The sequence below is a fragment of the Paenibacillus sp. PastF-3 genome, from assembly GCF_029893135.1.
In the GTDB taxonomy this organism is placed as follows: Bacteria; Bacillota; Bacilli; order Paenibacillales; family Paenibacillaceae; genus Paenibacillus_AQ; species Paenibacillus_AQ nitricinens.
In genome coordinates this window covers 1-12,775 of sequence record NZ_JARXWM010000012.1, presented here as the reverse complement: position 1 = coordinate 12,775, position 12,775 = coordinate 1, and the positions used below count along the sequence as shown (strand labels likewise).

Below are 12,775 nucleotides of genomic sequence, written 5' to 3'. Positions count from 1 at the left end.
TGCAGAGCAAAAAATAATAAAAAGCAGTAAAAAAAGACCACCGGAGTGGTCCCTTAGTGGCCTAACTTACGCACTCAAAACTTTTCTGCCTTTCAAGCGGCGAGCTGCCAGCACTTTACGGCCGTTTTTCGTGCTCATTCTTTTACGGAAACCGTGAACCTTCTTACGTTTGCTCACATTTGGTCTAAATGTCGGTCTCATAATTGCACCTCCCTTACAGGAACTTAATTACTGTCATATAAGCAGAAACGGTCTAAGCCGTCCTTATAGTAGGGACAGTATCTACATGAATCATCAATTAATTATCGAGACATATCCTTACAGAAAACACCTTTATATATTTAAACATATTTTATGCGCAAAAGTCAACCTACTGCTGGCTCCAGAGCCTCCCTCTAATTTAAGCTGCTTGTCCACAACTCCCATTAGAAAAAAAAGTAATCCACAAGATATGACAGTTATCCACCTGTGATCAAAAAATAAAGTCGACTACTCACAGATGAGCACAACCTGTGTATAAAATTATCGAAGCTTTGGCGTAAGTTGTCGAACCGTAAACAAATTATCAACAATATGTAGTGGTGTTCTTAATAATTGTACACAAGTGCTTGAATTTGTGGATAAAATAGCCCTGCTCATTGAAAAATAAGGGGCGTTTTGCTATGATGGTATTACTTTTGAATGTGAATAGATTTGTTTGTTCTCTTAATTATCAACAAGCTGTGGATAAAGTTGTGAACAAATCAAATTTATCCATATTTTTTTGTCTCTTCATATTGCCTACTGGGGATAAATATCAGCACCAACCTATTTTCTTCGACATTTCCACTTCATGGCTGATGCCACATTTGGAAGATTTAAAGGAGTGACAGTCTGTGGACAGCCATACTTCCGAATTATGGCAGCAAATTTTATCGATTATTCAAACCAAATTAAGCAAGCCGAGCTTTGATACCTGGTTTAAGGCTACTAAAGCGATAACCTTCAACTCCCAGGTTCTCATTATCTCGGCACCTACAACGTTCGCAGTAGAATGGCTGGAAAGTCGCTACACCAAACTAGTAGGAGCAACGGTCTACGAAGTCACTGGGAAACAAGTGGATGTAAAATTCGTGATTGAAGAAAGCAAGCCGCCTGAGCTTGTGGTTCAACAATCCGCCCCCACTCCCGTAGTATCACGAGAAGAAGCGCAAACGCATCTCCTCAATCCCAAGTACACTTTTGACACTTTTGTAATCGGCTCCGGCAACCGTTTTGCGCATGCGGCCTCACTGGCAGTAGCCGAAGCGCCGGCCAAAGCATACAATCCCTTGTTTTTATATGGTGGTGTAGGTCTGGGCAAAACCCATTTAATGCATGCCATTGGGCACTATGTTCTAGAACATAACCCGAATAACAAGGTTATTTACATCTCATCAGAGAAATTCACGAATGAATTTATCAATTCGATCCGTGATAACCGCGGTGAAAGCTTCCGCAATAAGTATCGTAACGTTGACATTTTGCTTATTGACGATATTCAATTCCTCGCCGGAAAAGAGTCCACGCAGGAGGAATTTTTTCATACGTTCAATGCGCTCCACGAAGAACGCAAGCAAATTATCATCTCCAGCGACCGACCGCCAAAGGAAATTCCCACACTGGAAGAACGGCTGCGTTCACGGTTCGAGTGGGGCTTGATTACGGATATTCAACCACCCGATCTAGAAACCCGAATTGCGATTTTGCGCAAAAAGGCGAAGGCAGAGAACCTTGATATCCCTAATGAGGCCATGATGTATATTGCTAATCAGATTGATACCAATATTCGTGAGCTTGAGGGTGCATTAATCCGGGTTGTTGCTTACTCTTCGCTAACCAACCAGGATGTAACCACACATTTGGCAGCTGAAGCACTCAAGGATATCATTCCTTCCAGCCGCCCAAAAATGATTACCATCGCTGATATTCAGCAAAAAGTCGGTGAATACTACAATTTGCGCCTTGAAGACTTCAAAGCACGAAAACGTACAAAAGCCGTAGCGTTTCCACGTCAAATCGCAATGTATCTCTCCCGTGAACTAACGGATTATTCGCTCCCTAAGATTGGTGAGGCGTTCGGAGGACGTGACCATACGACCGTAATTCACGCGCATGATAAAATTACACAGTCATTAAAGGTCGATCAGGAGTTGTACAAAGTGGTAAATAATCTTGCGGAGAAAATTAAAAATCCTTCCTAAGAGGAACAAAGAGCCTATACACAATCTATACACATGTGGGTAGGCTTAATTTTATGCTATTTGATAGGGTTATCCACATATTAGACGCCCCTACTACTAATACTATTAAATAACTATAATAATTCATCATGTAAAGACGCGTAATAACGAGCAACAAAATACAACGAAATTCCCAATTTTTCAGCTAGGAGTGAAATCATGAAAATAAGCATTCTTAAAAATGAACTCAACGAATCCATTCAACACGTATCCAAAGCAATCTCCAGTAGAACAACCATCCCTATTCTGACCGGTATTAAGCTGGAAGTTAGCCATCAAGGCGTCACATTAACTGCAAGCGACACCGATATTTCCATCCAATCGTTTATTCCAGCAGAGAATGACAGCCATACGATCGTGAAAATAGATCAGCCCGGAAGTGTTGTTCTTCCCGCTAAATTTTTCGTAGAGATTATTAAGAAGCTGCCCTCCAAAGAGATTCACATGGAAGTTAAAGAAGGATTCCAAACATATATTTCTTCTGGATCCACTGAGATTCAGATTGTAGGTTTAGACCCTGAAGAATTCCCGGTGCTACCGAGTATTGAGGAGAACGAAACTATCTCTATACCAGGTGATTTGCTGAAAAATATGATTAAACAAACTGCTTTTTCTATTTCTACCCAAGAGACAACTCCGATTTTAACAGGTATACTGTGGAATCTGGCCGATAATGAATTTAAGTTTACAGCGACTGACCGTCACCGCTTAGCTACAAGAGCAGCAAGACTAGAAGGTACGGAGAATGTTCAATTTGCCAATATCGTAATCGCTGGTAAAACCCTTAATGAGCTAAGCAAAATTATCCCTGATCAAAATATGCTCGTTGATATTGTCGTTGCGGACAATCAAGTTCTTTTTAAACTCGACAAAGTTCTGTTCTATTCACGGATCCTCGATGGAATTTATCCGGATACTTCTAGAATTATTCCAACAACCTACAAAACAGAACTAACTTTGGACACAAAAAAATTAAGTGAATCAATTGATCGTGCTTATTTGCTGTCCCGTGAAGAAAAAACGAATATTGTGCGCATGCAGACACTTGATCAAGGCGGCATTGAAATTTCTTCTAGCTCTTCCGAGCTTGGTAAAGTTCGTGAGGAACTTGAAGTCATTGATTTCAAAGGTGAACCACTCAAAATATCTTTCAACTCCAAATATATGCTCGATGTCCTAAAAGTTATTGAGAGTGAGCAGCTTGTTATAGCCTTCACAGGGATGATGAGTCCGATCATTTTGAAGCCACTCGATCAAACCAATAGCTTGTATATCATTTTGCCTTACCGTACAACAAATTAATGCCAACATTCATGAACATGTGGATAAGTGGCTGAAAGGATAAAAATCATGAAAAAAATACTTATCCACAGTGGATATATCAAGCTAGATCAATTCCTGAAACTTTCCGATTGTGTATCCACAGGTGGAATGGCTAAAGCTTTATTGCAAGAAGGACATGTGCTGGTTAACGGAGAAGTAGAGGAACGGCGTGGAAGAAAGCTTTATCCGGGTGATCAAATTGAAGTGCAGGATAACGGCACATTTCAGGTTGAAGGCGGAGGAGTTAAAGAGGAGTAGGCTAGGGGAGGAACCATTTCGTGTTTGTTAAAAATATCGGTCTGCAGCATTATCGAAATTACGGGCTGCTGCGTCTGGAGAGCCTGGGCGATGTGAATCTGATTCTGGGTCAGAACGCCCAAGGCAAAACAAACCTCATGGAGGCATTGTTCGTCCTGGCGATGACCAAAAGCCACCGCACCTCGAAGGATCGCGAACTTATCTCATTCGATGCCCCTGGAGACGCTGCTCAGATCATTGCTGAGGTAGAACGTAAGTACGGCGATCTCAAGCTAGAGCTCACCCTATCTGCCAAAGGTAAAAAAGCTAAGATTAACGGTTTAGAACAACGACGTCTTAGTGAGTTTGTGGGATCACTCAATGTGGTCATGTTCGCACCGGAAGATTTAGAGATCGTAAAAGGCACACCTGGGATCAGACGGCGTTTTCTCGATATGGAGATTGGCCAAGTCCAGCCTAGTTATCTCTTTCACCTCCAGCAGTATCAAAAAATCCTCTTACAAAGGGGCAATTTGCTAAAGCAGTTGTGGGGAAAAGAGGCAGCGGGAAAAGACCTTTTGGAAATCTGGGATGCTCAACTTGTGGAGCACGGTGTTAAAATCGTAAAAAAAAGGAAACAATTCATAAAGAAGCTGCAAATATGGGCTGAAAGCATACACCGGGGGATTACGAACGGCGGAGAAGAACTGAAATTGCTCTATGTCCCCTCTTTCGGCGATCGGGATGAGGAAGATGAAGCTGTCTTATTAGACAATTTTATGTTAAAGTTATCACAAACGAGAGAACAAGAAATCAGGCGCGGCATGACGCTGACGGGTCCCCATCGGGATGACCTGTCCTTTTTTATCAACGGAAGGGAAGCTCAGGTCTACGGTTCTCAGGGACAGCAGCGTACAACGGCTTTATCGCTCAAGCTGGCGGAAATCGAGCTGATCCATGAAGAAATCGGAGAATATCCTGTGCTGCTTCTTGATGATGTTTTATCCGAGCTTGATCCTTACCGACAGACCCAGCTTATTGAAACCTTTCAAAGCAAGGTACAGACATTCATTACCGCTACTGGGATTGAGGGTCTGAATGCCGATAAATTAAAGGGCGCCAGCCTATATCATGTTCATGATGGAAAAGTGGAGTTATAAAGAGCGGAGGAAGATCATGTATATTCATTTGGGCGGGGAGAAGATTATTCGCTCTTCGGAGTTAATTGCAATATTTGATATTTCGATTGAGAAATCTTCCAAGGTGTCTAAGCAATTCGTCATTCACTCTGAGCAGGACAAGAAGCTTGAGCGGATTGGTGAAGAGGAAGCAAAATCTATTGTCGTAACTAAAAATATCGTGTATTACTCCCCCATTTCCTCCTCCACTCTCAAAAAAAGAGCCAAAATTTTGCTCGAAATATAACTTACGTTTAGTAACAAAGAGATAATCTGAAAGAAGTAGGTGAAGGCATGTCAATGAATCAACCGACATATGATGAGAGCCAGATTCAGGTACTGGAAGGGCTAGAAGCTGTCCGGAAACGTCCGGGCATGTATATTGGTTCCACTAGTTCTAAAGGTCTCCATCACTTGGTGTGGGAGGTCGTAGATAATAGTATCGATGAGGCCCTAGCAGGTTATTGTGACCGGATTCAAGTGATTATTCATGAGGATAACGGGATTACTGTTATCGATAATGGACGTGGCATACCTGTAGGTGAAAATGAAAAACTTAAAAAGTCGACGCTTGAAGTTGTAATGACAGTACTGCATGCAGGCGGTAAATTCGGCGGCGGCGGATATAAAGTATCAGGCGGCTTACACGGTGTGGGTATCTCCGTAGTAAATGCCTTGTCTGAGAAGGTTGTTGTTAATGTTAAGCGTGATGGGCATATTTATCAGCAGGAATACAGACGTGGTGCACCACAGTATGAGATTAAAGTTGTTGGAGATACGGACGAGACAGGTACGACTACAACTTTCCATCCGGATCCTGAGATCTTTACTGAAACCACGGTCTTTGAATATGCGACACTGCTTACTCGTATTCGGGAGCTAGCTTTTCTTAACAAAGGAATTGAGCTTTCACTCCATGATGAGCGGACCGATGTCACCAACGTGTTCAAATACGAGGGCGGTATCGTTGAATATGTGAAATATCTGAATGAGAAAAAAGAAGCGCTGCACGAGGATCCAATCTACGTGGAAGGCTCACGGGATATGATTCAGGTTGAAGTAGCTCTCCAATATAATGATTCGTATACAGAGAACATCTACTCTTTTGCGAATAATATTAATACCCATGAGGGCGGAACGCATGAATCCGGCTTCAAAAGTGCTCTAACACGTATCATCAACGATTACGCCCGTAAAGCCGGTGTGCTGAAGGATGGTAATTCAAACCTGACTGGCGACGACGTGCGTGAAGGATTGACAGCCATTATTTCTGTCAAAATTCCAGAGCCGCAGTTCGAAGGTCAAACGAAGACTAAGCTCGGAAATAGTGAAGTCCGTGGAATAGTAGAATCACTGTTCGGAGAGAAATTACAGGAATTCCTGGAAGAGAATCCGGCAGTATCACGCCGTGTCCTTGAGAAGTCGCTTTCAGCTTCACGTGCACGAGAAGCCGCTCGTAAGGCTCGTGAGTTAACCCGCCGTAAGAGTGCGCTTGAAGTCAGTGCACTACCTGGTAAACTTGCGGACTGTTCATCCAAGGATGCGTCTATCAGCGAACTGTATATCGTCGAAGGTGACTCTGCGGGTGGATCGGCCAAGCAGGGCCGGGATCGTCATTTCCAAGCGATTCTACCGCTGCGTGGTAAGATTCTAAACGTAGAAAAGGCACGCTTAGACCGTATTTTATCCAACGCCGAGATCCGGGCTATTATTACTGCTCTTGGTACAGGAATCAGTGAAGATTTTGACCTATCGAAGGCTCGTTACCATAAAGTCGTTATTATGACGGATGCCGACGTCGATGGAGCTCATATTAGAACTCTGTTGTTAACATTCTTCTACCGTTACATGCGGAAGCTGGTAGATGCAGGTTATATCTATATCGCACAACCGCCTTTGTTCAAGATAGAACGCAACAAAGTGATCCGTTATGCAGGCAGCGAGAAGGAACGCGATGAGATTATCGCCTCTTTTGGTGAGAATGTTAAGGTCAATGTCCAGCGCTACAAAGGTTTGGGTGAAATGAATGCTACCCAGCTGTGGGACACGACGATGGATCCTGAGGCTCGTATGATGCTACAAGTAACGATTGAAGATGCGATGCTTGCTGATAGTATCTTTGATACGCTGATGGGCGATAATGTTGAACCAAGACGTGACTTTATCCATGAGCATGCGAAGAGTGTCAGATACCTTGATGTGTAAGAAAATATAAGGATAATGTATAAAGTGAAACTTATACTTTCTTATATTTTAATAAAACCTCCGGCTTCTGTTCCTAATGGAATGAGAATGCTGGAGGTTTTTTGTTTTCAGATCCGGTTTTTTAGGCTTTATTATATTGTCTATTGCGGGTAGTATATGGCGATTTTCTAGCTTTTACACGTCCGTATGCTACAGCATAGCGGTGTATTCTACGATAGATAGATTTATCAGGAAATAACTTGAATACAACAATAGATGGAAGCGTGTTGACCTCAAGCAGCCACATATCCATATGCTGATCCATGGCAATATCCAGACCAATTTCTTTAATTCCTGGATAGGTAGTTTCCAATTGGCCTGCAATTTGTACGCCTAAAGATTTTAATTGATTAATCGTGGAGAGTGTTTCAGAAGGGTTCATATGATTTTTTAATAATGTATTTACTGACTGAATACTGCCTCCACTATGATAATTGGTGACAATTTTCTGAGGGGCAGCTACTCTTCCGAGCATTCCTGTTGTTTCCCATGCACCTGATGGAGTCTTTTGGGCAAGAACTCGAAGGTCGAAGGGACGATCTTGGTGACGCAGGAGATCAATTCCTTTTTGGACGAGGTAGGTACGGTTCTGAATTCGTTTCTGTAAGGCCTCATGCAGCTCTTCGGGGGAGAAGAAAACTTCTGCCATCTTTGCATATCTTAGAATATATAGGACCTGTGCTTCTTGCTGTTGTCTCTCCTCGTTATCGGCGGTGACATTTATTTCAGTCTTTTGCTGGCTAGGACTTAAAATCACCGTACGCTGCTCAGCTCTCATTACACCAATACCAAAGCTTCCGCGATCAGGTTTTATATAGACCATAGCATATAACGCAAGCATTTCTTTAAGAACACTTAAATCGTATTTACGGGTATCAGGCACATATAGAGATAGAGATTGATTTTGAAGGATAACTTTTGTTTTAGCCCATTTACTTGGGACACGTTGAATCTTCATTATCTTCCTCCTTAACAATTTTGTGCAGCAATTGCTCATTTGAATTCCCTTGTACAAAACTTGCTGTGGAAGCATAATCTTTGGCAGCTGAAAATCAGGACAAGCTACCTAAACAATGGTATAATATAAGGATATGGGGTTATGCCTTATCGAACGATACTAGGATAATAAAACCGTGTTTCTTGTCTTTACAGTCTATGTACTAAAGACATTTGCGGAAAGGGCGAATACCCTAATCAGCGCAAAAGAAATCAATATTAGAAGATAAAAGGCTATCATGTTTAATTGTGCTACTTTTGTGAAAGTAATATAATTAAGGGTAGCGGTTTTTTAACTGAAGGAGGTCCAGCAACTCATGGCTGAACAAAATAACCCACAAGTCAAAGATCGGGACATTGGCGTGGAAATGCGTGAATCCTTTATGGATTACGCAATGAGCATCATTGTTAGCCGGGCTTTGCCAGATGTGCGGGACGGACTCAAGCCGGTTCACCGACGCATTTTGTTTGCGATGTCGGAACTTGGAATGTCTGCGGATAAGCCTCATAAGAAATCGGCAAGAATCGTCGGTGAGGTTATCGGTAAGTACCACCCTCACGGTGACTCAGCTGTCTATGAAACAATGGTACGGATGGCTCAGGATTTCTCTATGCGCTATATGCTTGTGGACGGTCACGGGAACTTTGGTTCGATCGATGGTGATATGGCTGCAGCGATGCGTTATACAGAAGCCCGTCTTTCCAAGATTGCAGGCGAAATGCTTCGAGATTTGAACAAAGAAACAGTAGATTTCGCACCCAACTATGATGGTGAAGAGAATGAGCCAGTTGTATTACCAGCTCGCTATCCGAACCTGCTCGTGAATGGGGTATCTGGTATAGCTGTAGGTATGGCTACTAATATTCCACCGCATAACCTAGGCGAAGTTATCGATGGTGTGCAGGCGATGATTAAGAATCCTGATATCACACCTATGGAATTGATGGAGTATATCCAAGGCCCTGATTTCCCTACGGCTGGATATATCTTGGGTCGTGAGGGCATTCGTCAAGCTTATCGTACAGGGCGTGGTTCAGTGACCATGCGTGCTAAGGCAACGATTGAAGAAAACAACGGTAAGGCACGCATCATTGTACATGAGCTGCCATATCAGGTGAACAAGGCAAGATTGGTTGAGAAAATTGCAGAATTAGTACGTGAGAAACGGATCGAGGGTATAACAGATCTTCGAGATGAGTCTGACCGTAACGGTATGCGTGTAGTTGTTGAGATGAGACGCGATGTGAATCCAAATGTTGTGTTGAACAATCTATATAAACATACTTCTATGCAATCCACATTTGGGATCAACATGCTTGCCATTGTAAACAACGAGCCGAAAATTCTTAATCTGCGTGATGTGCTCTATCATTATTTGCAGCACCAGATTGAAGTTATCCGTCGTCGTACAATATTTGATCTTAAAAAAGCTGAAGCACGCGCTCATATTTTAGAAGGTCTGCGTATTGCGCTGGATCATCTGGATGAAGTTATTGCGTTAATTCGCGCGTCACGGACAACGGATATCGCCCGTGATGGATTAATGAGTACCTTTAGCCTCAGTATAGAACAGGCTCAAGCAATCCTCGATATGCGGATGCAACGTCTGACCGGTCTGGAACGGGAAAAGATCGAGAATGAATATAACGAATTGCTCGCTAAAATCGCAGAGTACCGTGAAATTTTGGCGAATGAGCATCTTGTACTGGAAATCATCAGCAACGAGCTGCAGGATATTCGTGATAGATATTCTGATGATCGCCGGACAGAGATTACGGTTGGTGAAGAAAGTATCCTGGATGAAGACCTTATTCCGCGTGAAGAGGTTGTTATCACTATTACACATACGGGATACATCAAACGTCTACCTGTCAGCACCTACCGCAGCCAGAAGCGCGGAGGGCGCGGAGTTATAGGAATGGACACCAAGGACCAGGATTTTGTGGAGCATCTCTTCGTGAGTAACTCTCATAACTATCTGATGTTCTTTACCGATAAGGGTAAGGTGTACCGGATTAAGGCTTATGAGATCCCAGAGCTGGGTCGTACTGCACGTGGGACACCAATCATCAACCTGATTCAAATTGAACAAGGTGAGAAGATTAGTGCCGTAATCCAAGTGGAAGAGAGCGATAGTGACAAGTACTTGTTCTTTGCTACCCGCGAAGGTATCGTGAAGAAGACGCCACTTGAGGATTACAATAACATCCGCAAGGGCGGACTTATCGCTATTAATCTTCGTGAAGAGGATTCCCTAATTGAGGTTAAGCTGACAGATGGTCAGCAGAATCTTATTATCGGTACAGCTCGCGGAATGTCGATTACGTTCTCAGAGAATGATGTTCGTTCTATGGGCCGTAGCGCGACTGGCGTGAAGGGCATTACGCTTGACAGTAATGACCATGTCATCGGTATGGACTGTGTTGATAAGGAGCTTGAGGTCCTGATTGTTACTAGCAAGGGTTATGGTAAACGGACCCCAGCTGGTGATTATCGTTCTCAGACTCGTGGCGGTAAAGGGATCAAGACCATTAATCTCACAGAGAAGAATGGCCCTGTAGTTGGTCTTAAGGTTGTTAGAGACGACGAAGACTTAATGATCATTACTACAAGCGGTACCTTGATCCGTACCAGCATGGATGGAATTTCTACTATGGGCCGTTATGCGCAAGGGGTTAAGCTAATTAACATCCGCGAGGATGATGCTGTGGCTACCCTGTGTAGAGCGGATAAGAACGAAGAGGACGAAATGTCTGAAGAGATGGAAGGCCTCGAGGAACAAGTAACAGTAGATGAATCTGGTGATATTGATCAACCGGAAACTATCGCTGAGGATCAAGAAGATAACTTAGAGTAGGTTATATTCAATAAAGAGCAAGGGATTCTATTACAGAGTCCCTTGCTCTTTTTGCTGTGATTAATTAATAGCAAGTTATTTAATGAAATTTAATGAGAATTTTTATAAGAATAGTTTTCATTTCACTAGTCGCTTCCTTTTATCCGTACTATAATTAGCCGATAGAGTATAAATCAGTATATAAAGTACTATTTTCTCAGAAATTATCTGTCATATTAGATTTCGGTAATCCTGAGCTTATTGTTATAGAAATTAAGGGGCTGAGTATATGCCAAGTGTGTTGGCTGGAGAAGTTAAAGCAGGCTCAAAGATAACCAAAGATGTAACTACACCTCTGGGGGGAATTTTGTTCACTAAGGGAAAAATACTACTTCCCCGTGATCTAGAAATTTTAGAAGCTTTTTTGGTTGGGCAAGTGGAGATCGAAGGTGTTCAGGGAGAGGCCAACTCTGATGCTGTCAAAAAAAACGCCAAGCAGACAGCACTTAAAGCTGGAGCGATTATAAATGAATCGATGCTGATCAAGAACAATTCCCCACTACATGATGAATATGAAAAAATGATCGCACTTATTAGAACCAGCTATCGTTCGGTAACGGCAGCCTCACTTCCTATTTTTGAGTTGCGGAGTCAGTTAGAGTTACTAATTAGTCATTTAAAGGATTATCATGTGTTGAAGTTTTCTCCACGTACGCTAAAAGACGAGGATTACAACTATCACAATGCCGTGCTGTCCGCGTTAACATCCTATAAGATCGCTCAGTGGTGCGGGTATCCGCAAAAGGATTGGATGCAGATCGCTTTTGCTGGATTACTACATGACATCGGAAACGCGAAAGTAGATAGTTCTCTTTTACATAAGCCGGAATCACTTAATAGTGCCGAAATAGAAGAGGTTCGCAGACATACTACATATGGCTATCAATTACTGCGTAATGTCACAGCGATTAATGAAGGGGTAAGACTAACGGCATTGCAGCATCATGAGAAGGTCGATGGGTCTGGTTACCCACTTAAGCTAGAAGGTAGCCAGATTCATTTTTACGCTAAAGTAGTAGCGGTAGCAGATATATTCCATGCTATGACTCTAGAAAGGGCTTATAGAAAAGCACAGTCTCCTTATTTAGTGTTAGAGCAGATAATGACAGAAAGCTTCGGTAAGCTTGACCCAGTTGTTGTACAGACCTTTATACAGAAGAGTACAGATTTGTTTAATGGAACCAGAATACGTCTGAGCGATGGACGTCATGGAGAGATCATATTTACTGACCGTGCTAATCCAACACGTCCTATGATTAAGGTAGAGGGTACGATTGTTAACCTAATGTTGGAGCGAGATTTGTATATTCAGGAGATCATTGCTTAGAGAAAGAAGTATTAAGAGACTCCATAAATGAGACTGTGCTAACAGGTATACACCAATATATAAAGGGTGATTGATAGTACAGTCTCTTATTTATAGATTATTTTGAAAAAAGTGTTGCAATGAATCTCTATACATGATATATTCTAAGTCCGGCCAAGAAATACACATGCCGAGCTCGAAAAAGAAGTTAAAAAAAAAGAGCTTGACATTAAATAGCCGGACATGATATAGTATAAGAGTTGCTGCTGAGACATTAAACGGCGCCAACGAGAACTTGATCTTTGAAAACTGAACAACGAGTGAGTAGGAAAT

Annotated in this window: 10 protein-coding genes; 8 read left to right on the top strand and 2 right to left on the bottom strand. The window is 42.4% G+C overall.

Annotated features, from left to right (window positions below; genetic code table 11):
* Positions 1 to 66 precede the first annotated feature (66 nt).
* Complete coding sequence (rpmH, locus tag M2444_RS21670) at positions 67 to 201, bottom strand: 50S ribosomal protein L34 (protein WP_039295761.1); 135 nt, start codon at positions 199 to 201, stop codon at positions 67 to 69.
* Positions 202 to 875: 674 nt separating this feature from the next.
* On the opposite strand from rpmH, the gene dnaA reads away from it, so the two are divergent.
* From dnaA to gyrB, 6 genes are all read left to right on the top strand, one after another.
* A complete protein-coding gene (dnaA, locus tag M2444_RS21665; protein ID WP_042183777.1) occupies positions 876 to 2,222 on the top strand; it encodes a chromosomal replication initiator protein DnaA in 1,347 nt (448 codons plus the stop codon).
* Between the two features lie 198 nt (positions 2,223 to 2,420).
* On the top strand, positions 2,421 to 3,563 hold the full coding sequence (gene dnaN / locus M2444_RS21660) for a DNA polymerase III subunit beta (RefSeq protein ID WP_094869719.1): 1,143 nt from the start codon (positions 2,421 to 2,423) through the stop codon (positions 3,561 to 3,563).
* A 48-nt stretch (positions 3,564 to 3,611) separates the two neighbouring features.
* Entirely contained in the window at positions 3,612 to 3,842 is a 231-nt protein-coding gene (gene yaaA, locus M2444_RS21655) for a S4 domain-containing protein YaaA (RefSeq protein ID WP_042123047.1), read from the top strand.
* A gap of 20 nt (positions 3,843 to 3,862) precedes the next feature.
* Positions 3,863 to 4,981, top strand: a complete 1,119-nt coding sequence (gene recF, locus M2444_RS21650; RefSeq protein WP_042123050.1) for a DNA replication/repair protein RecF — start codon at positions 3,863 to 3,865, stop codon at positions 4,979 to 4,981.
* Positions 4,982 to 4,997: 16 nt separating this feature from the next.
* Positions 4,998 to 5,246, top strand: coding sequence for an extracellular matrix regulator RemB (remB, locus tag M2444_RS21645; protein ID WP_036677731.1), 249 nt, complete (start codon positions 4,998 to 5,000; stop codon positions 5,244 to 5,246).
* A 47-nt stretch (positions 5,247 to 5,293) separates the two neighbouring features.
* A complete protein-coding gene (gene gyrB / locus M2444_RS21640) occupies positions 5,294 to 7,204 on the top strand; it encodes a DNA topoisomerase (ATP-hydrolyzing) subunit B (RefSeq protein ID WP_094869718.1) in 1,911 nt (636 codons plus the stop codon).
* Positions 7,205 to 7,325: 121 nt separating this feature from the next.
* On the opposite strand, the gene M2444_RS21635 is transcribed toward gyrB, so the two are convergent.
* On the bottom strand, positions 7,326 to 8,201 hold the full coding sequence (locus tag M2444_RS21635) for a YheC/YheD family protein (protein ID WP_094874789.1): 876 nt from the start codon (positions 8,199 to 8,201) through the stop codon (positions 7,326 to 7,328).
* Between the two features lie 355 nt (positions 8,202 to 8,556).
* On the opposite strand from M2444_RS21635, the gene gyrA reads away from it, so the two are divergent.
* The gene (gene gyrA / locus M2444_RS21630) at positions 8,557 to 11,097 is read left to right on the top strand and encodes a DNA gyrase subunit A (RefSeq protein ID WP_094874790.1); all 2,541 of its coding nucleotides are present in this window, start codon (positions 8,557 to 8,559) and stop codon (positions 11,095 to 11,097) included.
* A gap of 268 nt (positions 11,098 to 11,365) precedes the next feature.
* Complete coding sequence (locus tag M2444_RS21625; protein WP_280788005.1) at positions 11,366 to 12,463, top strand: HD-GYP domain-containing protein; 1,098 nt, start codon at positions 11,366 to 11,368, stop codon at positions 12,461 to 12,463.
* Positions 12,464 to 12,775 lie beyond the last annotated feature (312 nt).

Excerpts from the sequence above, each read along its gene's own strand:
- M2444_RS21635 (WP_094874789.1), bottom strand. The coding sequence starts at position 8,201 with ATGAAGATTCAACGTGTCCCAAGTAAATGGGCTAAAACAAAAGTTATC.
- yaaA (WP_042123047.1), top strand. The coding sequence starts at position 3,612 with ATGAAAAAAATACTTATCCACAGTGGATATATCAAGCTAGATCAATTC.
- dnaN (WP_094869719.1), top strand. The coding sequence starts at position 2,421 with ATGAAAATAAGCATTCTTAAAAATGAACTCAACGAATCCATTCAACAC.
- remB (WP_036677731.1), top strand. The coding sequence starts at position 4,998 with ATGTATATTCATTTGGGCGGGGAGAAGATTATTCGCTCTTCGGAGTTA.
- gyrA (WP_094874790.1), top strand. The coding sequence starts at position 8,557 with ATGGCTGAACAAAATAACCCACAAGTCAAAGATCGGGACATTGGCGTG.
- gyrB (WP_094869718.1), top strand. The coding sequence starts at position 5,294 with ATGTCAATGAATCAACCGACATATGATGAGAGCCAGATTCAGGTACTG.
- rpmH (WP_039295761.1), bottom strand. The coding sequence starts at position 201 with ATGAGACCGACATTTAGACCAAATGTGAGCAAACGTAAGAAGGTTCAC.
- M2444_RS21625 (WP_280788005.1), top strand. The coding sequence starts at position 11,366 with ATGCCAAGTGTGTTGGCTGGAGAAGTTAAAGCAGGCTCAAAGATAACC.